The organism is Psychrobacter sp. BF1, assembly GCF_019279065.1.
Taxonomy (GTDB): domain Bacteria; phylum Pseudomonadota; class Gammaproteobacteria; order Pseudomonadales; family Moraxellaceae; genus Psychrobacter; species Psychrobacter urativorans.
The window spans coordinates 43,622-68,557 of the sequence record NZ_JAGYWV010000007.1 but is presented as its reverse complement, the minus strand read 5'-3'; the positions used below and the strand labels follow the sequence as shown (position 1 = coordinate 68,557).

21 protein-coding genes and 1 pseudogene are annotated in these 24,936 nt (G+C 41.3%); 16 read left to right on the top strand and 6 right to left on the bottom strand.

Going from position 1 to position 24,936, the window contains the following annotated elements:
- Window positions 1-128 precede the first annotated feature (128 nt).
- Both KZA12_RS09385 and KZA12_RS09380 read right to left on the bottom strand, forming a co-directional pair.
- Window positions 129-821, bottom strand: coding sequence for a thiopurine S-methyltransferase (locus tag KZA12_RS09385; protein WP_218690074.1), 693 nt, complete (start codon window positions 819-821; stop codon window positions 129-131).
- A gap of 44 nt (window positions 822-865) precedes the next feature.
- Window positions 866-1,210 carry a multidrug efflux SMR transporter gene (locus KZA12_RS09380; protein WP_201622538.1) on the bottom strand — a complete coding sequence of 115 codons (345 nt, stop codon included), beginning with the start codon at window positions 1,208-1,210 and terminating at the stop codon, window positions 866-868.
- A 579-nt stretch (window positions 1,211-1,789) separates the two neighbouring features.
- Here KZA12_RS09380 and KZA12_RS09375 point away from each other — a divergent pair.
- Both KZA12_RS09375 and KZA12_RS09370 read left to right on the top strand, forming a co-directional pair.
- Entirely contained in the window at window positions 1,790-3,085 is a 1,296-nt protein-coding gene (locus KZA12_RS09375; RefSeq protein ID WP_218690073.1) for an FAD-binding oxidoreductase, read from the top strand.
- Window positions 3,086-3,188: 103 nt separating this feature from the next.
- Window positions 3,189-3,527 carry a RidA family protein gene (locus KZA12_RS09370; RefSeq protein ID WP_201622536.1) on the top strand — a complete coding sequence of 113 codons (339 nt, stop codon included), beginning with the start codon at window positions 3,189-3,191 and terminating at the stop codon, window positions 3,525-3,527.
- Window positions 3,528-3,648: 121 nt separating this feature from the next.
- Here the strand turns inward: KZA12_RS09370 and KZA12_RS09365 are convergent, their stop codons facing one another.
- Entirely contained in the window at window positions 3,649-4,812 is a 1,164-nt protein-coding gene (locus KZA12_RS09365) for a glycerate kinase (protein WP_218690072.1), read from the bottom strand.
- 111 nt (window positions 4,813-4,923) lie between these two features.
- Window positions 4,924-6,282 carry a GntP family permease gene (locus tag KZA12_RS09360; protein WP_218690071.1) on the bottom strand — a complete coding sequence of 453 codons (1,359 nt, stop codon included), beginning with the start codon at window positions 6,280-6,282 and terminating at the stop codon, window positions 4,924-4,926.
- A gap of 187 nt (window positions 6,283-6,469) precedes the next feature.
- Here KZA12_RS09360 and cobT point away from each other — a divergent pair, with 187 nt between their 5' ends.
- From cobT to KZA12_RS09310, 10 genes and pseudogenes are all read left to right on the top strand, one after another.
- Window positions 6,470-7,603 (top strand): nicotinate-nucleotide--dimethylbenzimidazole phosphoribosyltransferase, encoded by a 1,134-nt coding sequence (gene cobT, locus KZA12_RS09355; protein WP_218690070.1) that lies wholly within the window; start codon window positions 6,470-6,472, stop codon window positions 7,601-7,603.
- Window positions 7,603-8,418 carry an adenosylcobinamide-GDP ribazoletransferase gene (cobS, locus tag KZA12_RS09350; protein WP_201622532.1) on the top strand — a complete coding sequence of 272 codons (816 nt, stop codon included), beginning with the start codon at window positions 7,603-7,605 and terminating at the stop codon, window positions 8,416-8,418. Before cobT ends, cobS begins: the two co-directional genes overlap by 1 nt.
- 155 nt (window positions 8,419-8,573) lie before the next feature.
- Window positions 8,574-9,125, top strand: coding sequence for a histidine phosphatase family protein (locus tag KZA12_RS09345; protein WP_218690069.1), 552 nt, complete (start codon window positions 8,574-8,576; stop codon window positions 9,123-9,125).
- A 1,030-nt stretch (window positions 9,126-10,155) separates the two neighbouring features.
- Entirely contained in the window at window positions 10,156-10,689 is a 534-nt protein-coding gene (locus KZA12_RS09340; RefSeq protein ID WP_218690068.1) for a fimbrial protein, read from the top strand.
- Window positions 10,690-10,771: 82 nt separating this feature from the next.
- Entirely contained in the window at window positions 10,772-11,497 is a 726-nt protein-coding gene (locus tag KZA12_RS09335; protein WP_218690067.1) for a molecular chaperone, read from the top strand.
- Between the two features lie 66 nt (window positions 11,498-11,563).
- Window positions 11,564-14,125 (top strand): annotated as a pseudogene (locus KZA12_RS09330) (fimbria/pilus outer membrane usher protein).
- A complete protein-coding gene (locus KZA12_RS09325; RefSeq protein WP_218690066.1) occupies window positions 14,122-15,153 on the top strand; it encodes a fimbrial protein in 1,032 nt (343 codons plus the stop codon). Before KZA12_RS09330 ends, KZA12_RS09325 begins: the two are co-directional and overlap by 4 nt.
- Window positions 15,154-15,164: 11 nt before the next feature.
- Window positions 15,165-15,476 (top strand): IS630 transposase-related protein, encoded by a 312-nt coding sequence (locus tag KZA12_RS09320; protein WP_201624069.1) that lies wholly within the window; start codon window positions 15,165-15,167, stop codon window positions 15,474-15,476.
- 441 nt (window positions 15,477-15,917) lie between these two features.
- Window positions 15,918-16,340, top strand: coding sequence for a tetratricopeptide repeat protein (locus KZA12_RS09315; RefSeq protein ID WP_218690065.1), 423 nt, complete (start codon window positions 15,918-15,920; stop codon window positions 16,338-16,340).
- 182 nt (window positions 16,341-16,522) lie between these two features.
- Window positions 16,523-18,049, top strand: coding sequence for an acetyl-CoA hydrolase/transferase family protein (locus KZA12_RS09310; protein ID WP_218690064.1), 1,527 nt, complete (start codon window positions 16,523-16,525; stop codon window positions 18,047-18,049).
- A gap of 231 nt (window positions 18,050-18,280) precedes the next feature.
- Here KZA12_RS09310 and KZA12_RS09305 read toward each other — a convergent pair whose 3' ends face one another.
- Window positions 18,281-19,273 carry an acyltransferase gene (locus KZA12_RS09305; protein ID WP_218690063.1) on the bottom strand — a complete coding sequence of 331 codons (993 nt, stop codon included), beginning with the start codon at window positions 19,271-19,273 and terminating at the stop codon, window positions 18,281-18,283.
- 399 nt (window positions 19,274-19,672) lie between these two features.
- On the opposite strand from KZA12_RS09305, the gene KZA12_RS09300 reads away from it, so the two are divergent.
- Window positions 19,673-21,229 carry a CBS domain-containing protein gene (locus KZA12_RS09300; RefSeq protein WP_256932911.1) on the top strand — a complete coding sequence of 519 codons (1,557 nt, stop codon included), beginning with the start codon at window positions 19,673-19,675 and terminating at the stop codon, window positions 21,227-21,229.
- Between the two features lie 213 nt (window positions 21,230-21,442).
- On the opposite strand, the gene KZA12_RS09295 is transcribed toward KZA12_RS09300, so the two are convergent.
- Window positions 21,443-21,910 carry a MaoC/PaaZ C-terminal domain-containing protein gene (locus KZA12_RS09295; protein WP_218690062.1) on the bottom strand — a complete coding sequence of 156 codons (468 nt, stop codon included), beginning with the start codon at window positions 21,908-21,910 and terminating at the stop codon, window positions 21,443-21,445.
- 604 nt (window positions 21,911-22,514) lie between these two features.
- On the opposite strand from KZA12_RS09295, the gene KZA12_RS09290 reads away from it, so the two are divergent.
- The 3 genes from KZA12_RS09290 (at window position 22,515) to KZA12_RS09280 (ending at window position 24,895) form a co-directional block, all read left to right on the top strand.
- Window positions 22,515-23,273 (top strand): hypothetical protein, encoded by a 759-nt coding sequence (locus KZA12_RS09290; RefSeq protein WP_218690061.1) that lies wholly within the window; start codon window positions 22,515-22,517, stop codon window positions 23,271-23,273.
- A gap of 264 nt (window positions 23,274-23,537) precedes the next feature.
- Window positions 23,538-23,789 carry a hypothetical protein gene (locus KZA12_RS09285; protein ID WP_218690060.1) on the top strand — a complete coding sequence of 84 codons (252 nt, stop codon included), beginning with the start codon at window positions 23,538-23,540 and terminating at the stop codon, window positions 23,787-23,789.
- Between the two features lie 245 nt (window positions 23,790-24,034).
- On the top strand, window positions 24,035-24,895 hold the full coding sequence (locus tag KZA12_RS09280) for a universal stress protein (protein WP_218690059.1): 861 nt from the start codon (window positions 24,035-24,037) through the stop codon (window positions 24,893-24,895).
- Window positions 24,896-24,936: the final 41 nt, after the last annotated feature.

Below are 24,936 nucleotides of genomic sequence, written 5' to 3'. Positions count from 1 at the left end.
AGGTAGTTGATAAATAGCTAGGGCTAGACATAGCGAATAATTTGCACTCGAATAAGGTGCGACTTGTTTGCTACAGCATAGTTATAGCCTTCTGTATTTTTCTTTCAATCATCTACTTGCTCATAGCTCTATTGGTTAGTTATTAGCGCATAGACCAGACGATATCCCGAATCGCCTGCGGTAGAAACATAATCTGCCTTTTCCCGTTCTAGCAGATTGATATCATAGTGCTTAGCATAGTACGTTTCGAGTTGTGCTAGTGTCACTAAGAATGGCGGAGTATTTTTCTGGTTATTATGACGCTGCTTTTCGCCGTCATAAGCAAACGATAGTAGAAGTTGGTTTGCGTTATTACTCAGCTGCATAATTTTCTGTGTATAGCGTGTACGCAAGTTTTCCGGCTCATTGTCTGGAAGGGCAACTAATGCCCCGCGGTCATAGAGGGCGTCTATTGTCCCAATATCAGCAGCACTTAAATCAAAAATATCACCAACCCAGATTTTGAGTGTTTGACCTAAGTGCTCAGTCTGATAACAAGTGAGGCTAGGAATAATTGGGTGGGGTGTTACTGTCGCTATCAAATCATTTTCAATAAAAAACTGCTCAACGGCTGTTGCTACTAACTCGACACCCACAACGTCAAAACCTTGGGTGATAAACCATAGCATATCTACGCTTTTACCGCATAAAGGCACGAAAACACGCCCATTTTTACGGGTGTTTAAGGTTTTAAAGTGCTGGGTGAGCATGAAATTTGGTTTTTTCTGAGTGAAGTTAGTTTGGTTGTTATGCCATGCATTCTGCCAAAATTCAGGATTCATAACTTCAACCTTATAGTTGTAGGTTTAAACTATCTATTATAACCTCAATGACCAACGGTCTGCGAAAATACATTAATCACTATCACGCCGCTGATAATCAAGGCGATACCGATAATAGCGGGGGTATCGATGCTTTGCTTAAAGATTACAAGTCCTATGATCGCCGTCAACACAATACCTATACCGCCCCAAATCGCATAGGCGATACCTAAAGGTAGGGTTTTTAAAGTTTGAGTCAAAAAATAAAACGAAAAAACATAAAGGATAGCTGTTAATAAGGTAGGGACTAAGCGGGTGAACTGTTCTGACTTGACCAAAAAAGTTGTGCCTAGTACCTCAAAGATGATGGCCAGCATCAAAAATCCATAGCCGATTAAAACAGGGTTCATACAAGCATTGCTCCAGCTATTGTCTTAAAGATAATAATTACAGCGCTGCATTATCACTCATAAAGCCTAAACTGTCAGCCCTAGAGTGACTTCATTTATTTATCAGTAATTAACTCAACCATTGTTAAGTTTATCTATATTATGCTGGCTGAATATAGCTCTGTTTTTTATTGAACTAAAGCCTAGTCTCAATAGCAGCATACTAGGCTTTTACTACCTCAAATTTATTACAGATAAAACCGCTGCTTGCCTTACATTTAAAGGGCTTAAGCTATCAGCGTTAGCGGTGTATTTATTTTTAACAGTATATGAAATCATAGGGTTGAAGGGTGAAAAAGTAGACCTATAGAAGGGTTTTGAGGCTCTCGTATAAATGTGTAAAAGTAGCTATAACAAAAAGTAACCCTTAACAAAAATATCTGTTAGATATAGGTTTATTAATTGCTAAGTACGCGTTACTATCACCATTGCATTTATAGCGGCTAATAGCTTTTTAAGCTTCAGTTTTCGTAGCGGTTATTAGTAGTTATATTTTAATCTTGATATCTATGGTTAGTACCTATTCTAAAAGGATTTGCTATGCGTTATGACGTTATTGTTATCGGTGCGGGTATGGTCGGCACTTCGGCTGCTTGGCATCTACAGAAAAATAATTCAAAAGTTCTGATGCTTGATAGAAAGCTGCCGGGACTTGAGACTTCATATGGTAATGCAGGTTTAATCCAGCGTGAAGCGATTCATACTCATCCTTTTCCGCGCCAGATTACTGAATTGGTCAGAGTTATGCCTAACCAAGGTACCGATATTCGCTATCGTATACCCGCTATCCTACGCTATCATCAAGCGCTATTGCAGTACTGGAAGTACTCAGCACCTGCCATAGTCAAACAGATAGAGAGCGAATGGCAAACGCTGATTGCCCATTGTACTAGTGAGCATCAGACTATGATCGAAGCATCTGGCGCTGATGAGCTAATTACTCGTGATGGCTGGCTGCAATTACATCGCTCAAAAGAGACCCTAAAGGTAGCTGCAGATACGGCTATCCTTGATCGTGAGCAAGGCGTTGAGCATAAAGTATTGAGTGTAGATGAGCTAAAAGCACTTGAACCTAATGCCAATTTTGATGGTTTCGTTGGCGCTATTCACTGGTTAAACTCTTGGCAAGTCTCTAACCCAAGTTTACTAGTTAAAGCTTATGCTAAAAACTTTGAGCAGATGCAAGGCGTTATCAAAGAAACCGATGTGACACAAATTATTCCCTTGGATAATGTTAATACTGACAATGTCGATACTGATGTTGATGCTGGCGGTAAAGGTTGGAAAGTGGTCACAACCATAGGTACTTTTTACAGCGATGACTTAGTTATCGCCGCTGGCCCTTGGTCAAATGAGCTGATCAAACCCCTTGGTTATAACTTACCGTTATTCCCAATGCGTGGCTATCATCAGCATTTTAAAGTCAGTGCTAAAAACACTATCCATCACAGTATGTTCGATATGGACAAAGGCTTTGTGATGGGGCCGATGCAACAAGGTATTCGTATTACTACGGGTGCTGAGATGACTACTATGGATGCGCCAAAGAACTTCGGTCAGCTAAAGACGGTATTGAAATTAGCACGTAAGATATTACCATTAGATGAAGCTGTGGAAAGTGAAGCTTGGGCGGGTTCGCGCCCTTGTATGCCCGATATGAAACCGGTCATTGGCCCAGCTGGCAAGCATGATAAGTTATGGTTTGCTTTCGGTCATAGTCATCAAGGTTTTACTCTAGGACCTATCACTGGTCGTCTAGTAGAAGAGCTAATCCATGACAAGTCATTGACCGTTGATGTTGAACCTTTTAACGCTCAGCGCTTCTGTAAAGCGTAACTTGTAAATGTAAATATGTTAAAATATTTCCTCAAAAATGTAAGGGAGCACTATAAGTCAACATAGTGCTCAGAAATAATACTAAAAAACATAGGGATATATCATGAAAAAGCTACATAGTAATGAACGAGCTAGCAAAATTGTCATCCACAATCAGACTATCTATTTAAGTGGTCAAGTTGGCAATGCTGAAGATGACATCCAAGCACAAACCTTGACTTGCCTAGAAAAAGTTGAAGCTTTGCTAACAGAAGTAGGTAGCGACAAATCAAAAATACTTTCTGCTACCGTTTGGATCAGCACTATGGATAACTTCGATGCTATGAACCAAGTATGGAACAAATGGTTCGAAGGCGTACAGCCACCAGCCCGTGCTTGCGGTGAGTCAGCACTAGCCCGCCCTGAGCTATTAGTAGAAGTTACAGTTATCGCAGCTGAGTAATGGCTTAGTTTTTAGCTTTACTAAGAATAAAAAGGACATCCTATAATTAGGGTGTCCTTTTTTATGTCTAAAGCTTTTAGCTAAAAAATCGTAGATTATTAACTAAGCCACGCTATACGGATTAGCGTAGTAGCTGCTGACCCAAACGCATACTAGCGGCGATATTCATAGCGGTTGCTTCGATATTAGCATAAGCATCCTTTAACACTTTATCAATAGGGTCTAGCCTTTGAATGCTGGGCATAACTACGTTGAACTGAGCTTGTTGCGCTGGCGCTAAAGTTTCAACGCTGCCACAAATAGCGATAATAGGAGTGGCATGAGCCTTAGCCAGTTGACTGATACCGCTAGCCACTTTACCCATAGCGGTTTGCGCATCAAGTTTGCCCTCGCCAGTGATCACTAAATCCGCTTCAGCGATTTGCGCCGCTAAAGTTACAGCAGTAGCTACTGTAGTAAATCCTGATTGCAACTGCGCGCCACAAAAGCTAATCAAGGCAAAGCCAAGGCCACCTGCAGCACCAGCTCCTGGTACATCCTGAGCCTGGTTGACCTTTGTTGCGAGGTCATCGTTAGACTGCTGATGGTGACAGAGCTCAGCAAAGTGGCCTAAACAGTTATCTAAGATCGCTACTTGCTGAGTATCAGCACCTTTTTGTGGGCCAAAAATAGCGCTAGCTCCTTGCTCGCCGCATAAGGGATTAGTCACATCGCAAGCCACTTCAAATACCGTGTTGACAATCTGTGCATGAAAAGCTGAGTCATCTATTCGTTGCAGCTTAGCTAATGATTCACCGCCTGCTGCTAATAACTGATCGTTACTATCATAAAACTTCATGCCTAAAGCGGTTAGCATACCGACCCCAGCATCATTAGTGGCGCTACCGCCTAAGCCAATGATAATACGCTTAGCCCCTTTGTTTAGGGCATCAGTAATCATTTCACCAACACCATAGCTGCTAGTAAGCAAGGGGTTTCTTTCTGCTATTGTCAATAAATGCAGACCACAAGCTTGGGCGATTTCTATCACCGCTGTCGCATCGGGCAGTAGTAAATATCTAGCACTGATAGGGCGCATTAAGGGGTCATGGACGGTCACTTGCTGCCAATCACCACCAAGGGCGTAAGACAATACTTCGCAAGTACCTTCGCCACCATCGGCCATCGGTAGCAGGGTGTAATCAGCGTCAGGAAACACTTGCGTGAAGCCCGACTTGATGGCGTGACATACTTCTAAAGCAGTTAAGCTTTCTTTAAATGAATCAGGGGCAATAAGGATATTCATTGGCGTCTCTTAAACTATTTATTGCAAAGTCACAGTCGTTATAGCGGCTGCTGTTACTATTTAGCTTAGCTCTATTAAAATTATTGCTATAAAAAGCATTTAATAAAACCATTAGATAAAGACTAAGGTTAATAGCCAGATAAAGATAATACTAGTCACCCCTTGGATACCTGTAGCCACTGAGTGAGCTTTATACGCTTGTGCCACACTCATACGACTAAATTGGCTCACAATCCAAAAGAAACTATCGTTGGCGTGGGAGATAGTCATTGCCCCGGCACCGATAGCCATGACACAAAAAACACGGCCAAGTTCGCTATCAAGTCCAATCTGTCCTAACAGCGGTGCTACCATCGCTGAAGTGGTGACTAAAGCTACGGTAGTCGAACCTTGAGCGGTTTTTAGTGCTGCTGAGACGATGAATGGCATAAATATACCTAATCCTAAGGCGGATAACGTAGTGCCTAAGTAGTCGCCTATCGGCGTGACTTTTAACATCGCACCGAATGCACCGCCAGCCCCAGTGATTAATAAAATAGGAGCCGCTACTACTAAACCTTGTGAGATAGCCTCGCTCACTTGCTGAGTTTTGTTATTACCCTCTATTAGCAAAAACGATAAAAACAAACCAATAAGTAGCGCTGTTAATGGGTTACCAATGAATATCAGTAGCTCAGCCATTAAACCGTCGCCTAAAGGCGCTGTAGGAAAGTTAGCAAAAGACGATAAACATATCAACACTATAGGGACTATGATAGGTAAAAAAGCCATAGTTGCTGAGGGTAGCTTATTATAATCTTCACGAGATTTCATGTTTGCGGGTAGGGCAACAGCCGCTACATTGTCAGCATCTATATTGTCTGGTTCAACATTAAGAAAGCGATTGGACCAAAGCCAACCTGCCAGCACAGCAACAGTAGTGACCACGATGCCCACCATGATGACTAAGCCTAAGTTCGACTCTAATCCCAAGTTGCCAGCAGCAGCAATAGGACCTGGGGTAGGAGGGACAAAAGTATGAGTGGCATATAGACCTGTTGCCAAAGCAATACTCATTGCTACACTAGATACTTTTAAGCGCTCTGCCAACGACTCTTTTAACGAGTTTAAGATCACAAAACCTGAATCACAAAACACAGGAATCGACACTACGGCCCCAACTATAGACATAGTCAAAGTAGGGAAGCGTGGTCCTAACAAATTAATAACCGTTTCGGCCATTACAATCGCTGCACCAGTCTTCTCTAAGATCAGTCCGATGATAGTGCCGAATACTATAACTAGACCAATATATCCTAAAATACCACCAAAACCATCAGCAATAGTTTTAGCCACTGAATCAAGAGGAACTTGATAAAATAACGCTACTAAAAAAGCTGACAATATCAGCACTAAAAAAGGATGCCACTTCAGTTTTGCAGTAGCAAAAATAATAAAAAGTATGGTCAATACAAGCCAAAATACTATCATCACAATCTCTATAAAATTACGGTTGTCGTTAGCTAGGAAAGCTAACGTATTTAGTTATACAGCGATGCTTCGCCGATTTTAAATGGCCTATTTTATAGTACATGACAGTAGCTAGGAAATGATATTTATATAGTGGTTTCTGCTACCATAGGCAGCTATTTATTTACCTCATTATTAGGATCAATCATTGACCACATTTAATATCCCTAAGATTGCCACTATCGCTGACCCGCAATTACAGCAGCAGCTCCAACACATTATCGATAATAAAACTAAGCCACTAGGCGCACTAGGTAGATTGGAGACGCTAGGCTTACAGTTAGGACTGATTCAAGGGTCGACTACGCCTATTATAGAGCAGCCACAGATTCGGGTCTTCGCCGCTGATCATGGCTTGACCAAACATGGTACTTCAGCCTTCCCAAGTAGCGTTACCGCGCAGATGGTACTTAACTTTTTACAAGGCGGTGCGGCTATTAATGTGCTGGCGCGTCAGCATAATATCGAGCTAAAAGTTGTCGATGCTGGCGTTGCTACTGATTTTGACAGCATGTACTTTACTAGTCATTTCGAACGCGAAAACCATCCGCAGCTGCTCGATTATAAAGTTCGTCACGGTAGCCGTGATGCCTTGACTGAACCTGCCATGACTGATGAAGAGTGCACGCTGGCCCTTAATAACGGCATGGCGGTTGCCCAGCAGCTCACTGGCAACTTATTAATAATAGGTGAGATGGGTATTGGCAATACCTCAGCGGCAAGTATGCTATTGGCCAGATTAGGTGAGCTACCGATTGCCGACTGTATAGGCCGTGGTACTGGGCTTGATGATACGGGCCTGCAGCATAAACAGTCTATTTTAAGCCAAGTATTGCAGCGTCATAGCACTGCGTTATCGCCCCTAGCAGCATTAGCAGCATTAGGCGGTCTTGAGATTGCGATGATGGTAGGGGCGCTGATACAAGCGGCTAGTGATAGACGGATATTACTGATTGATGGTTTTATCGCTAGTGTCGCCTTGTTAGTCGCTGAACGCTTAGCGCCAGGAGTGTTGCAATATGCGATATTTGCCCATCATTCAGTCGAGCCAGGACATAGCCATTTGCTTAAGCTATTAAACGCTGAGCCGCTGTTAACTATGCAAATGCGTTTGGGAGAGGGCAGTGGTGCGGCATTAGCTTATCCGCTACTGCAATCAGCCTGCGCTATCATCAATGAGATGGCCAGCTTTAGCGATGCTGGTATTAGTGAAAAAACCAGCCCTAAAAGCAATAGTGAAAGCCAGAGCCCAAGTAAAAACAGTAGCGAGCACACTCACTGATGGCATCGATACTAAGCCGTATTGGTTATGAAGCACGCTTGATATTAGTGGCGGTGCAATTTTTGACACGTATACCTGTCCCTTCATTCGCTCATTATGATCCACAGTGGCTGCATCAAAGCAGTCGCCATTTTCCTGCAGTGGGGCTGTTGGTAGGGGTGCTCTGTGCTGGCGTATTTTGGCTGGCAAGTCTACTGTTTAATCCGTTAGTAGCAGCAACAGTGAGTAGTGTTTTTGGTATCAAGCTAACTGGTGCCTTTCATGAAGACGGTTTAGCCGATACTTGTGATGGTCTCGGCGGTGGTCTGACTCGTGAGCGTACTCTAACGATTATGAAAGACTCGCGTTTAGGCACTTATGGGACTTTAGGTTTAGTCTCAGCACTGTTACTTAAGATTACTTTACTGGCGGCTATGCCCGTATCAGTAGCCATAGTGGCGCTGATAATCGCTCATAGTGCTTCACGCCTGTTATGTACTAGCCTTATAGCACTGCTGCCTTATGGTGGTGAAGTAGAACATGCCAAAGCTAAGCCTATGGCGCAACAATTGACTTTAGCTCAAGGTTTTTTAGCTAGCGGCTGGCTATTATTAGGCATAATTTTAGTGCTGTTAGTCTTCCCTAGAGCAGTGCAGCTGATCAGTATTTGGCAAGCTTTATTGGCACTACTGTTGGCTTTGATCGCTACTGACTACATGCGTCGATTATTACGTCGCCGTCTGGATGGCTATACTGGTGATGGGTTAGGGGCTACGCAGCAGCTGAGTGAAGTGGCAATCTATGCAGGGCTTGCAGCAACACTACCTTTTATTTAACGGCGCAATGAGTAGCTTGCAGTATATTATCTTGTAACTCAGTAGCTAAACTAACAGTAGCTTGCCATTTAGCACTGTTAATTTAGCGCTGTTAGTTTAACGCTAAGCTTTGCCGCTATTGGTTATGCAAAACTAGTGAAGACTAGGAGACATTTATGCCTCTATTATATATTTGGCGACACCCAAAACCGTTAGCTGCTGCTGGTATATGTTTTGGACAGACTGATATGGCTGTTGATAAACGTAAGCTTAAGCGCCTTGCCAATCAAATTCAGCGTTATGTGCGCCGGCAGCAATTGCCAAAAGCAATATGGGTTAGCCCTTTGCAACGTTCATTGATAGTGGGTCAGTTACTAGTACAGCACGGCTTTGAGTGTTATATAGCGCCTGAGCTTATTGAGATTGACTTTGGCGATTGGGAAAATTGTCCTTGGCAGCAAATCGCTAAGCAACAGATAGATGACTGGTGCAACAATTTTGCGCACTTTGCCCCCGATAATGGCGAAAGCTTGCAACAGTTTTTTACTCGTGTAGAAGGCTGGCTAAAGGCCCAAATGACGGATAAGCCAATACTAGCCGTAGGTCATTCTGGCTGGATCAATGCGGCCAAAATGATTAATGCGGGACAACCAGTACCACAAATAGCTGTGGATTGGCCTAGCTCACTTACTTATGGAGAGCTTACTATGCTGGAATTTATAATGTAGTTTAGCTTAGCGGCTTTTATTAGTGAATATTATAGTTTTAAAATTACATTCATTTAGACGAATTTATGGTTATTATTAGCCAATTCGTCTTTTTTTTGTCAAAAAAAAATACAAGGATTATGGTTAATTATGTAAAGAATATTGACTCGATTTTATATTGAATTAACAGCTCATTAGCTGTTACGACTGTTTGGCTGATGTATGAAATTAGTTAGAGTAACTAATAACTGTATTTTTATATATTCATATAAGTCGAAGAATAAATTATATTATCAAATTTAATTAAAAATATTCTTAATTTAATTCGAAAAGTAGGGTTTTTATTATGATGTCTAACTTAATAAGATAATTATTGCGGCTAATGAGTTAGTTTCATTTTTTAGTGTAAATACTAATAAGCTAATTTAATTTTTCAGCTCCAATACTAATAATATAAGTCTTATTATAAAATAAATTCATAATAAAAAAGTTTTCATTAATATCTTTCTTCTTGGCTAAATATCTATCTAACTAATTATTTTACTTGATTTGGTTGTACGTAAAATAGACTAATGAATAATTCCTGAAAGTTTTGGTATCGATTTTAAATTGAATCGTATAACGATATTGACTAGAGTTCCTCTACAATATCGTCTTCTATTTATCCTTAGACCCTAGTACTTATAACCGCTATATATACTGTAAGATTATAATCTTAGTTCCAAAAGCGAATAAGCTAAGTTCAAAATTCAGGTATCAGAGTTATAATATCACCCTTCAACTATGTATATAAGATAGTCGTCAAAAGTCTATAGTAATAAAATATATTATCCTAAATATAAAAAACATTAATGTTGAATCTTTAAAATAAACATTGTTATTTTTGTTACAGAACAATTAAATTAAATTGTGATTCTGTTGCTTTTTTCTATTGGGTTTCTTATATAAAAAAAGTTAATATTATCCCGCTCCTAAGTTATTAATCTTCTTGAGAGTTAATGCCATTCAATAAAAAAAGATTAACAACGATAATAATCTATGGAGATTAATCATGAAGAAAATAACTTTAGCGGCGTCTGTAGTAGTTCTTGGTATGTCTAGCGCCTTTGCTGCCGATGGAACAATTACTATTAATGGTGCGGTCAGCGCAAAAAGTTGTAACATTGAGGCAGGAAGTAAAAACATTACTGTAACGCTTCCTACTGTTTCTAAACAAAGCCTTGCAGCAGTAGGTCAAGTTGCTGGCCGTACCCCTTTTACTATTAAGTTAACCAACTGCTCTGCAGGGAAAGTGGCTACTTATTTCGAACCTGGTGCCACAGTTGACTTTAACTCGGGTCGTTTAAAGAACGCTACTGGTACTGGTAGCGCCGCTAACGTTCAAGTTCAACTATTAGGAGATAATAACTTATTTATTCCTGTTCTAGCCGCAGGCTCTAACGGGGTGCAGAGCAACTCACAGTTAGTAGATGTTTTGGCTGCCGGCAGCGCTAATCTTAATTACTACGCTGAGTACTATGCTACTGGTGTATCAACGGAAGGAACTGTAGGGACTTCAGTGCAATACACTCTTGTTTATCAGTAACTAAAAACCTTAATAGATTGGAGGAGACAAGAGGAGTATTTAACTTGTCTTTTCCAGTTTATATTTATATTGGAGTAAGTATATGTTCTCAAATCATTGGTTTTATAAGATATGCTTATTCATATTTTTGATTTTCTCTGGTGTAGCAAACGCTGAAATAATTATTCATGGTACTCGTGTCGTCTATTCATCTGACGCACGTGAAATTACTTTAGAGGTAACTAATGAAGGACAAAACCCAGCTTTAGTACAAGTGTGGATCGATGAAGGTGACGCCGACTCAACGCCAGATCAATCAAAAGCCCCCTTTGTGATTACCCCTCCTATCGCGCGTGTAGAAGCACAAAAAGGACAATTCTTACGTATAAGCAGTTTGCCGACAGCCAATGCCCTTAGTAAAGATCAAGAAACATTGTTTTGGTTGAATATTTTGGATATCCCCCCTAAGCCAAACTCAAAAAATATGAGTGCTGTACCAGATAATTTTTTGCAACTTGCCATTCGCTCACGAATCAAACTTTTTTATAGACCTAGCAGTATTAAAGAAGATGCCAATTTAGCACCTGAAAAAATTCAATGGACTAATAACGGCAAGGTTTTAGTAATTAAAAACCCAACGCCGTTTTATATAACTATGAGCGCTATAGCTCAGCAGAATCTGGGTGAAAAGGTTGATATTCTAAGAGAGGGTTTAATGTTGTCACCATTTTCTGAGAAGTCAGTGACTCTACTAAATTCGAATGTACAAGGCATGACTTTTACTACGATTAATGATTATGGTGGTAGTGTTATGAGCGACATCAAGTAATCATGGTTTTTCAATCAGTTAAAAGCAGTAGCTATGTTTCTTTAATTTTTAAAGGACGATTGGATCATGAAAAATAAAACCAAATCTGGTAAGTACATTAAGAGGAACATAAGCTACTACCTCACTTGCAGTGTCATTAGCTTTAGTATACCAACCTTAGTAAACGCCAATGAGACTGATGAAAAATCTTCTCCACTAATCAGTACAGAAGCTGAATTTAGCGCTGATTTTTTGATAGGAGATGCCAAAAAAATAGATATGAATAGATTTGCTTATGGCAATCCAGTTTTACCCGGTGAGTATAATTTAGATGTTTATATCAATGGCAGCTGGTTTGGTAAGCACCGTATGTTGTTTAAAGCTACTACGGATAACAAGAATTCATATACTTGCTTTACTGGCAAGCAGCTACTTGAATATGGTGTAAAAGCGGAAGTTATCCAACAAAAGGCAGAATATGACAGTGGAAGCTGTCAGAAACTCGATGAGTGGATTGAGTCATCGTTTTATGATTTTGATAGCTCAAAACTAAGGTTTGATATCTCTATTCCACAAGTTGCCATGCAAAAAAACGCCCAAGGTTATGTCGATCCCAGCGTTTGGGACCGTGGTATCAATGCGGCATTTGTCTCTTATAATGCCAGTGCCTATAAAACCTTTAATGCATCAGAAAACAGCAGTGATAATACCAATGCGTTTGTATCTTTAAACACAGGGGCGAACATTGCAGGCTGGCAGTTTCGTCATAATGGACAATGGGTATGGAATGAATCTGAGAGTAGTGACAATAAGTCAAAGTACGAGTCGGTTAGCACCTACGCACAACGCGCTTATCCTGAATATCGCAGTGTACTGACACTCGGCGATAGTTTTACTAATGGTGAAATATTTGATTCGTTTGGTTACCGCGGGGCAGATTTTTCTAGTGATGATCGTATGCTGCCTAATAGCATGGTGGGCTATGCGCCGCGTATCCGTGGCAGTGCTAGGACTAATGCTAAGGTTGAAGTGCGTCAACAAGGCCAATTGATTTATCAAACTACGGTTGCTCCTGGCAGCTTTGAGATTAACGATCTATACCCAACAGGATTTGGCGGTGAGCTTGAAGTCTCCGTCTTTGAGGCCAATGGTGAGATTCAAAGGTACGCAATCGCTTATGCCTCAGTAGCTCAAATGCTTCGTCCAGGGATGAGTCGCTATTCAGTGACAGCTGGTCAGTTTCGCGATCGTGATATTGAGCTTGACCCTTTTATTTTTCAGGGTAAATATCAGCGTGGTATTAATAACTCTTTGACAGCGTATGGCGGCTTACAAGGGTCAGATAATTATGCAGCTCTTACCTTAGGCGGTGCATTTGCAACCCCAATTGGTGCTATTGCATTGGATATGACCCACTCTCAGACTGATTTTGATCAGCGTGATGAAGAAAAAGGCCAAAGCTTTCGACTTAGTTATAGCAAGCTAATTACCCCGACAAACACCAATTTAACTTTAGCAGCCTACCGTTATTCTACTGAAGGTTTTTATAAGTTACGTGACGCCTTAATGACATAAGATATTGAGAATAAAGGCGGTGGTAGCTCCTATCTTGGTAAACAGCGTAGCGAATTTCAGATAACCCTAAATCAAGGACTGCCTAATAATTGGGGTAATATATATGCTACGGGTTCATGGTCCGATTATTGGAATTTAGATCAAGTAACTGAACAGTACCAAGTTAGCTATAGTAACAACTATCGTAACGTAAATTACGGACTGTCCGCCATTAACCGTGTTCTTGAAAACCAAATCACTAATCGAAGTGAGAACGATACTGAATATCTGCTAAGTTTATCGTTGCCACTGTCTTATAAGCGTAATTCTGCAAGCCTTAACTCAATCAGTACTCAGGATAATACGACTATTGGAGTGAGCGGTATGGTAGGAGATCGTTTCAATTATGGAACTTCAATATCCTCCACTTATGGAGAAAACCCTAGTGCAAGCGTCAACGCTCAGTATCGTACTAACGTTGCTACTGTAGGTGGCTCTTACAGCATCTCAGATCAGTACCAGCAGGCCACGCTGTCTGTCCAAGGCAATGTAGTCGCTCATTCTGAAGGGGTTCTGTTTGGTCCAGATCAGGGGCAAACTATGGTATTGGTTTATGCGCCTGAAGCGGCAGGAGCCAAAGTAAATAACACTACAGGATTGACTATAAATAAAGCGGGCTATGCAGTCATTCCTTACGTAACGCCTTATCGCTTAAATGATATTACTTTAGATCCGCAAGGTATGTCGCTTGATGTTGAGTTAGAGGGAACCAGTCAGCGTATTGCTCCTTATGCCGGATCGATTTCAAAAGTTAACTTTGTGACTAAATTAGGTAAGGCCATCTATATTCGTAGCTTAAAGCCAAGCGGTGAAACACTGCCTTTTGCCGCTGAAGTACTTGATTCTAAGGGAGAGTATGTCGGTATCGTAGCTCAAGGCAGTTTAGTGTACTTACGTAGTGATACTTTAGCAGACACAGTAACTGTAAAATGGGGTGATAAGCAGGACGAGCAGTGCAGTATTCAATACGATATAGCCAATCAAGTAGCCGATAGTCAAAAAAACCTAATTATGCTAGAAGGGGTATGTAAATGAGATATAAACACTTAAAAACTCATTTGTTACTGATAGGGTTGCTTGCAGGGTATGCTTTTAGCTCAGAGGCATATGCAGCGTGTACTGCTAGCCAAGGTTTCATGACTCAAGATATAAGTATGGCGGTTGGCAGAGTCGTAGTTAAACCAAGTGATCCTGTAGGAAAAATACTGCGTAAGTCAACTTTCCCGATAGCCTCTAATGGTTCAAGCATTACGTGTGATGGTACTGGTTCAGCAACGATTGAAGCCATACTTTTACAGAACTTTCAGTTAAGCCCTTTAGGTAACTCGATATATAATACGAATGTTGAAGGGATTGGAATCCGCTTGTATCGAGAAGCTGTAGACGCAACCAATTTTTCGGGGTTTTATCCTTATACTAGAACAGTAGCTGGCAGTACAACCTATACCTTATCACCAGGATTTTTCGTTGTTGAAATCATAAAAACAGCCCCCAATACCGGTTCTGGAGCGTTAGCACCAGGACCCTATAGTAGTTATCGTTTTACTAACAACCGTACTCGTCCGTGGCTAACTAGTGCTGTGTATGGGGACACTATCACCATTGCCTCTTCATCTTGTGAGATACAAGGCAATATAAACAAGACAGTCCAGTTGCCTACTGTCAATAAAACTAACTTTCAAGGAGTAGGATCAACCATAGGAGAGCAAGCTTTTGACTTAAGTATTCTATGCAACGGTGGCACAAGCCCGGCAGGATTTGAAGAAACCAGTAACATAAGCTTAAACTTCGACTATACCGCTGCCGCTAACACCGTTAACGTTATAGAAAACTCTGCTCCTATAGCAGAGCGTGCGACAGGTGTAGCGGTTCAATTAGTATCCAACTATAATAATGTTAATAAAGTAATCGCTAAAAATGAAAAAATTGCTTTAGGGTCTTTAACTTCAAACCAGAGCATTCAACATAATATTCCATTGGCTGCTCGCTATTATCAAACCGGTCCTGTGGTCACTCCAGGGAGTGTTAGGTCGGTAGCAACAGTTACCATCCAATATCAATAAGGAAAGTAGCAATGACTTATTCGCTAGATTTCCGTAAACAAGTCTTGCGTAGTATCAATGAAGGTATGAGCGTTAAACAAGCGGCTGTTTTTTATCAGATAAGTACTAGTACCATACACAGCTGGACAAAAGCACTAGAGTCAAAAAACCGTAGAAATAAACCACCAACCAAAATACTAGATATGGTATTACTCGATGATATTGCCGCATTTCCTAATGATTTTCAGTATCAAAGAGCGCAGCGACTAAGCTGTAGTAACTCAGGAGTTTACTACGCTTTAAAAAGGCTGGACAGCCAACAAAAAAAAGTAAAGAAAGACTAAAATGGATTAGAAATATTAACAGCTCAATATTATGATCAGCTAAAGTAGTGCGGCAACAGTAAGTAACAACCGCCAATATTTATAGGGGTTTAGAGCACTCCCTCATAACTTATTAAGTTTTTAGTAGAATATTAATTATAGTGAAACGCAAAAACCTCAAGTAACTAATGTTATTGAGGTTTTTTTGTTGTCTAAAGGCTTATAAACAAAGAGATGAGGGTAAGCTAGTTATTTTAAAAAATTTCTGCTGGCTATTTGCTATATATTACTTATCATTGTTCACTTATTCTTCTGCTATTGTCACTTACTGCCCGCTATCTACATGGCTTATCCTATAAACAACGCTAGTTAGTATCTAGGGTTAGTCTATTATTAGCTCCAGAGCACTGCAGCGCTAGCATAGCGCCTCACCATTTATTTTGATAAAAAAAGGAACATCTCATGATTAACACTAAGATATACAAAGCTGTTTACAAGCTAGCCGAAGAGCTGTTAGAAGCGGACCGAATAGGCGATCAGCCTGCTTTTGATAAGTTTTATGCCGAGCTGCAGGCGTTATGTATCGATAATGAAAATACCGACAAAGATCACCCAGAGCAGTGGGAGACGCTTGCTGACTTCACTGGACAGTTGGATGAGGCGTTAGTTAAATATCAAAAGGCTTTGGATAAGGCGACAGCGATTAATTCTAAAGATCATATGTCATCGATTGCTTTTTCTATGGCGGTACTACAAATCGAGATGGGTCAAAAAGAAGCCGCCATTAGCAGTTTACAAAATGCCAAGATCAGCGCTAATAAAATCGAAGACCGAGAGTTCAAGGTTGAGATAGATGAGTTACTCAGCAGTTTAGTGGCCGAGTAGCTATAGACTGTAGCTAATTAAGAGCAAATTGAGTCATTGCTATAATACTTGATCTAAGCTCCTCGCATTTTGCAGTGAAGTTGTTTAAGATACGGCTACGAGATCGTGTCAACGGCTTCGTCCAGAATGCTCCTCACTCTAATGAGGATCTCTATCAACATGGAAGTCATTAGGAAAACAATATGAGTTCAATTAATCATGAAGGTCGTGTACTACACGAAGGTTTGAGTAAAAAAATAATGTCTGCTGAGCAAGCAGCGGCTTTTATAAAAAATGATATGAATGTAGGCATGAGTGGTTTCACTGGCGCCGGTTATCCTAAAGCCATACCAGCAGCTTTAGCCAAACATATGGAAGCGGCCCACGCACGTGGCGAAGATTTCCAAATTGGCCTATTAACAGGGGCTTCTACCGCCACTGAGTGTGATGGTGTATTGGCTGATGCTAAAGGTATCAAATGGCGTACTCCTTATCAATCAGAGCCTGCACTACGTAAGCAAATCAATGCAGGTGAAGCCTTCTACTTCGATATGCATTTATCCCATGTAGCCCAGCAAAGCACTATTGGGTTTTATGGCGATATGCATATGGCTGTCGTTGAAGTCGCCGGTATCTTACCTGATGGTCGCCTGATTCCATCCACTTCTATTGGTACGAGCAATGCATGGTTGAATAATGCCAGCCACATCATTTTAGAAGTCAATGCTCAGCAAAGCCTAATGTTAGAAGGGATGCATGATGTTTATAATGACATTGGTATGCCCCCTAATCGCAAGCCCATTCCTCTAGTGACTCCAGGTGGACGTATTGGCGATCCTTACTTGAGTTGTGATTTAGATAAAGTGGTGGCTGTCGTGTTAACCAACTCGCCAGATCGCAATAGCAAGTTCGCTGATCCTGATGAGTGTTCTAATCAAATCGCTAGCCATATCATTGATTTTTTCCATGATGAAGTCAAAAAAGGCCGCCTGCCAGCTAACCTATTGCCTATACAATCTGGAGTAGGTAACGTAGCTAATGCGGTATTGGCTGGATTACAAAATAGCCCGTTTGAGCAATTAACTGGCTATACTGAAGTTCTGCAAGACGGTATGCTCGATTTAATCATGTCTGGCAAAATGACTATGGCCTCTGCTACTGCATTGTCATTAAGCCCGGATGCATTAGAGACTTTTAATGCGAATATTGCTGACCTACGTGCGCGCATTGTTTTGCGTCCACAAGAGATTACCAACCATCCTGAAGTTGCGCGTCGCCTAGGCGTTCTAGCTATTAATGCGATGATTGAGTGTGACCTTTATGGTAACGTCAACTCCACTCACGTTATGGGCACTAACATGATGAACGGCCTTGGCGGTTCAGGTGACTTTGCCCGTAATGCCTACACTTCATTCTTTGTGTCGCCATCAGTGGCCAAAGATGGCGCTATCTCTTGTATTACCCCGATGGTATCGCATCATGACCACACTGAGCATGACGTTATGGTGATCGTGACTGAACAAGGTTTAGCTGATTTACGTGGGCTGGCGCCGCGTCAACGTGCGCAAGCAATTATTGATAACTGTGCGCATCCAGACTACCGTCCTATGCTACAAGATTACTTCGATCGTGCCTCTAGCACGGCGGGCATGCAAACGCCGCATATCCTTAATGAGTCGCTATCTTGGCATCAACGTTATGTCGAAACTGGCGATATGCGTATCAAATAAGCCTAGCGCTTTTGCTTTTTAAACCCAGCTAATAAAAAACGCCTCTTAGCAGATTTTGGCTAAGGGGCGTTTTTTTGTCTTTATCACTAACTATTAAAAAAGCGATGTACAGTGCTAATCTAAAAGCGTAAGCCTACTATTATCTTGCTATTGTTGACTCAGAAGCGACTGATTATTAACGGATGACTTACGAGCAGCGCTTGGTTTTAAGCACTTCTTGTAGGGTAGGCTCTACGACTCATCTTCCTTATCTTCAAACTTGCCTTCAAATTTGTCTTCAAACTCATCTTTAAAATCGGCCATCATAGCGCTAATACGCTGATCTTTTTGCTGCCATATCTGCTCGACCCAAGCGAACATCTGTGCTTTGACAGTGTCATCATTCTCATAACCACCGTTTTGAATAGCAATAGATAAGGGGCTAGGTATGCTAATGTAGCGAACATCAACGCCTAGGCGCTTGATATTGCCTTGCCACAAGTCACTATAACTTGGTATGCCGTCAGGATAGACGATAGTCATGTCCAAAATACCATCTATATCTGCTCCCAAAGCATTGATAGCCAACGCCAAGCCACCTGCACGCGGTTTGAGGAGATACTGGTAGGGCGACTGCTGCTTATCACGTTTGCTGGCGGTAAAGCGGGTGCCCTCTAAGTAATTTAGCAAGGTAAAAGGCTTGTTCTTTAGCAAAGCACAAGCACGTTTGGCCTCAATGATATCTTGACCTTTTAGCGCTGGGTTTTTGGCAATGGCTTTTTTTGAGTAGCGCCGCATCATTGGAAAGTCTAAGAAGTAAAAGGTTTGACCGACGATAGGAATGTATATCAATTCAAACTTAGTAAAAAACCGCGTCAAGGGCAAACGATCCTGACTAACATACTGTACCACGCTAGTATCTACCCAAGATTGATGGTTGCTGACCAGCAGATATTTACCATTGACGTGTACCTCATCAGGCAAGCTGATACGCCAGTCTTTGTCTGGCAATACGGTATCGATCACCGCATTATTACTATTGATCCAATGATTGGCTATTTTGATCACCGCCTTATCGGCAATAGCGGAGCCAGTAATTACCTTAGTAGCTCCCATCAGCCACACCGGCAAGCTACCGCCAAAGCTGTTAGCTAAAATGACCCCAGTAGCCGTTCCCAACGATAGCGCTTTACCTAGTCTAGGAGTACGCTGATGTATCTTTTGAAAAATTGCTGCCAATTGCATGTTAGATCCTATCTATAGCCAATAGAGGTAGTGGCTAATATCTCAACATTATTTTAACAGATAATGCTCTGTGTTTATGGTGTGAAAGCGCTAGGCTTGATGATTGTATTCTAAAGTTATCAGGTGATAGGGTCTCTATTGACCCCTAAAAACGATAGCTACTCAGTATTAAAGACACTAATAAGTATTAAAGACGCCATTAAGTATTAAAGACGCTAACAAGTACTAAAAACGCTGAATACTGCGCATCAAAAATAATCTCTGATGCTAAGTTATCAGAACAATATTAATTATTACATGAAATTTGATGTTTTATAATGGCATTTATCTATAATTGCTTTTATCTATAACTGTTTTTAACTTCTAATCCCTAAATTACAACTGTGAGTACGCAATTAAATGATAGAGCTTTTAAGCGATCCATCAATATGGCTTGGCTTTTTTACCTTAGTTACCCTTGAGATGGTCTTGGGTATTGACAACTTAGTATTTATTGCAATTTTGGCAAATAAACTACCGCCCGATCAACGTAATAAAGCTCGAAATATCGGTTTGTCACTCGCTCTAGTTATGCGCTTGGGTTTACTGTTCATTATGTCTTGGCTAGTGACATTGACTGAGCCGGTAGTCGAGTATGGGGCATTTGCTCTATCGGTTAGAGATTTAATCTTAGTAGTTGGTGGTTTGTTTTTATTATTCAAAGCTACCCTTGAGCTGCATGAACGCTTAGAGGGCAAACCAGAAAGCAATAGTAAGAGCAAAGTCTACGCGGGCTTCGTCGCTGTAGTGGCGCAAATTGTCATCTTAGACGCCGTATTCTCGTTCGATGCGGTGATTACTGCTGTCGGCATGGTAGAGCGGCTTGAGGTGATGATGGCAGCGGTTATTGTAGCGATGTTCGTTATGATTATGGCCTCCAAAGCTTTGACGGACTTCGTCGGCCGTCACCCTACAGTAGTGATTCTATGCTTAAGCTTCTTGTTGATGATTGGCTTTAGCTTAATCGTTGAGGGGCTGGGCTATCATGTTCCTAAAGGCTATCTATATGCGGCGATTGGTTTCTCTATTCTTATTGAGGCCTTTAACCAGTTTATACAACGAAACCGTAACAAGTATGAGGCGCAGATCCCATTGCGAGATAGGGCCGCTGACAGTATATTAATGCTGATGGGTGGTACTGCTCAAGAAAACTCTAATAATGAGATGTCGGTAAATGACAGAAGCTTAGCCGCTACCCTGCCTTTTGCACAAGAAGAGCGCTATATGATCAGTGGAGTATTGGCTCTGGGTGAGCGCCAAGTACAGACTATCATGACCCCACGTTCTGAAGTATCTTGGGTCGACATTACTGGTAGTTTGGCATCGATTCGTCATCAAGTATTAGCAACGCCGCACAGCTTGTTACCAGTGTGCGAAAAGCGCTTAGACAAGATCTTAGGGGTAATACGGGCTAAAGACATCCTAGCCGCCCTTGAGGATGATCCAAGCGATGTTCATGCCGCTTTAGAGCCTTTATTCACTAAGCAGCAGCCGGTATTTGTCTCTGATACTATCGACAATCTACGACTGATCAATCTGCTAAAAAATGCTAAAGGCAACTTAGCTGTAGTGATAGATGAGTATGGGCAATTAGCCGGGCTAGTGACGCCATTAGATTTGTTTGAGGCTATCGCTGGCGAGTTCCCTGATGAGGATGAGACTCTAGAGATCGTCAATAAGCAAGACCACTGGGTCGCTGAAGGTACGGTTAGTCTCAACCAATTACGTCTTGAGTTGCAGGAATCTAATTTACTCGATGATGTCGAGCAGCTAACCATTGGCGGCTATATAAATTCGCAACTCAAAGGGGCGGCGCAAGTTAATGATCAGATCAGTGCTGATGATTATATTTTTACGGTTTTAGAGACCTTGTCCTCCAGAATTCTACTAGTAAAAATTGAGAAAGTCGGCCAATAAGCTCAACAGAAGCTAAAAAAAACAGCATAGTGAAACAGAGAACGAAGTCGATTTATTGGCTTCGTTTTTTTAATAATGCAGGATGGTAGGGTTGGCTTGAGACTTTTTAAAGTACTAAAACAAGTAAGAAAATTATCATAAAAAAGCCCCGCAACAATTGCAGAGCTTTGTTTTAGTGTAAGGTTATAAGCGCTTAGCTTAATCAATAGCAGCCTAGTTATTGGTTTGTACATAGACCGAGATAGTCAGCACTAACACTCGCTCTTCTCTTTGATTGAGCAGTTCACCGGCATAAGTAATTAGCGCCCGTTTGCGCTCAGCCTCAAAATTAATAGCGGTCACCGTCAGTGAGCCGGTCAAGGTATCATCTGGATACACTGGGCGACGAAACTGTAAGTCCTTAATCCCCGCACCACCGATTACCTTGATATTCTGCGAGAAACTTTGTACAGATAATCGCTGAAACACCGCCATAGTTTGGATACCACTAGCGATAATACCGCCAAAAAAGCCTTCGCTAAGCGCACGCTCTGGATCAGTATGAAAAAACTGCGGGTCCCATTGTTCAGCGAAGCTAATGATGTCCTGCAAAGTGAGATTATAGCTGCCGAGTTGATTGCGGTCGCCGACGTTGAAGCCTTCAATGGTTACCTGTTCCGTGGCTGTATTATTGGTTGTCATAGTATTGCTCTCTTATTTTAATCAGGGTGGTAGCAATGAATAATTTGCGAGAATATCCTATCTTCGCAATCAGTACTCTAAACAGTCTAGTAGAGAATCAGTAGATAATGAACCGTTCAGCTGCAAATGGTAATCCTAATAGTCATTTACTAGCTCTTACTGAATGAATTTGGCAATTTTATAGGCATAATCTTTAACTAAGCTGGCTTGATAACCGCTTAAGGTCTATAGCTCGATCGAGCTACTTTATTTCCTAAAAATCTACTAGCATAAGCTTGGGATCACATACTGTTCTGTGCCTAAAAGATTAGCTTTATTACGTCGACGGTATAGCGTTTGCACTGCTAAGCCAAGCTGTTTTGCAGCTACTAAACTGTTAATGTTGTTGTTTCCTATCCTGTTGACGGCTGTAGCTTTGAAAGCAGCACTGTAGGCTGTTATTTTCTTGATCGTAATAAACTCTTGGTCTAGCTGATAGTTTAGTAAGTTTATCTGTACAGTTTCTGTAGCCTGCCATATTGACGGCAGTAATGCTTACGACTACGATTAGTGTAGGTAGTTGGATTACGCCTAAATAAGCTTAAAAAATAAAAGGACTTAAACCATGAAACTATTTAGTCTAGCGGTCATAGTTGCTGCAATGGCCATAACCAATATCGCCCAAGCCGAGGTCTATAAATGGCAAGATGAGCTATGCGATATAAAGGGTAAGTTCGATAATAAGAAGTATAGCGCCAAGCAAATCAAAAATTCCCATTTTGTACTACGAGCCTTAACCAGCTCCAACTTAAGTAGCTTTTTCCCCCCTATGGACATCAATGCGCTCGATGAGCTGTCTATGACAGATATGGATAAGCTGACTAAAGAGTACCAACAAGTTAAGAGTAACGCTGGGCGTCTAGAAGTTGTGCCAGAAGCAAAAGAGTATAAGCAACAGCTGCTAAAATCTATCGATGGCGAATATAAACAAAATCGACTAACCATTTTAGCTTATCTAAATCCTAGTGATGCCCTTAAACAAAGCCCGCCAATGTGTAAGCATTACCTTGAACCTTTGCTGCAAAACGAGACCGCCATTCAAAATAAGTGGCAGCAGTTTGTCGAAGACAGAATTCAACAGCAGGCACGTCTAAGCGATGATAATGGCGAGTACTATCGGGATTTGGCCACAGAGCGTTACCAAAGAGAAAAAGCAACTGACCCTGCCAAATATGCCAAAATTGATTTGGTTACTTTTGGTTTTGGCAATTGTGTGAATGATCAGGTCTATCATGTCGACCCTGAAAAGGTCTATAACTATCAGCAAAAACTCAATAAAACCTTGTTCGGTAATAGTTTGACTATGGTTTGTGATGAGCCTTAAGGTTTAGTTTAGGCGTAGGTTTTACACTGAGTATCCGTTCTCTTATAGCCAGTATTTGCACACTCATATCACCGGTCAGTCTCTCTGCATAAGTTTTGAGATCGGCTCAGATGATACCTTGTCAAATAACACTTTTTCTAAGTTTGAGTATAAGCTAGAGGGCGATAAGCTTTATAACGGTTCTGACGAAAAGCTTATCGAAATGAGGCGTTGTCTTTAAAAAGTAATTTATATCGATTTTTACCGTTAACTAAGGAGCAGCGTATGGAAACTATAGGAATGATTTTGCTATTTATAGGTATGGCTATCGCCTTTATCTATAGCATCAAGCTTATTATCTTAGCTTTTCAAGAATCAATACTGTGGGGTTTATTATATTTATTTTTACCCTTTGCTAGTCTATATTTTATCATTACCCGTTGGGCAAAGTGTCGAGGCCCAGTGCTAAAAAGTTTGCTTTGCATTCCATTCATTCTTCTAGGGGTTATGCTGATGCCTTTAACGCTTGATTATTAAGGGATCACTATCACTCAAGCGTCCGAAAATCAGCGCTAAAGCCAGTTCATGGCACACAATACAGTCAATCTGTCTTTAAAACATGACGTCAGGATATCGCTATTATTTGGGGCTGACTGTATGTAGATAGTCTTAATATGCCCTATTTGACTCTATTGTTATTGCTAAACAATGATAGACTGAAATAGGCTCTACTGTGTAATATAAATACCAATAGAAACTTCATTCAATATTAAGGAGTAGTCATGACCACTCAGCAGCACATTCTAGCTTGTATCGATGGCTCAGCAGTGACTGAGTCTGTCTGTGGCTATGCCGCTTGGTATGCCGAGCGCTTAAATATGCCTGTGGCTTTGTTAAATGTGATAGAAGTGCCGGCCTCAGCAAGGCGTGACTTATCAGGGTCTATAGGAGTGGACAGTCGCCAGATATTACTACAAGAGTTATCGCAGATTGACGAGCAGCGAGCTAAGATTGCTAATAGCTATAGTAATGCTTTAATACAAGATGCCAAAAGCTATATTGAAGATAACTTCGCCGTAGCTGTCACGCCTTACCAACGTCGTAGTAAGCTGCTCCCAGCTATCGAACATTTTGATCTTAACAATCGCGCTATCGTTATGGGCAGGCGCGGCGAGGATCATAAAGACAGTCGTATCAATATCGGTAGTCAAATAGAAACCGTCGCTCGTGCCTCTAGAGTGCCTATTCTTATTTGCTCTGAAACCTTTACTAAGCCCCAATCTTATATGATTGCTTTTGATGCTAGCAAAACCTCTATCAGAGCCATCCATTTAGTAGCGAAAAGTGAGGTACTAAAAGGTATACCCGGCCATATCGTGATGATAGGTAATAACGATGACAGCTCAAACAATAGCTTAGCGGCAGCGGCGGCTGAACTATTAGCAGCAGGATTCAGCGTCCAGTCTCATCATCTACCATCGACTGATGCGGTAAAAGGTCTATTGGTGTTTCAAAAGCAGCATGACATCGATATCATGGTAATTGGTGCTTATGGACGCTCTAAGTGGCAGCAGCTATTTTTAGGGAGTACCACTACTGAGATTATCGCTAGTACTTCATCACCAGTTATTTTGGTCAGATAAGACTGTGACTTTTCGCTCATCATAGTTGGCAAGTGTAGGTA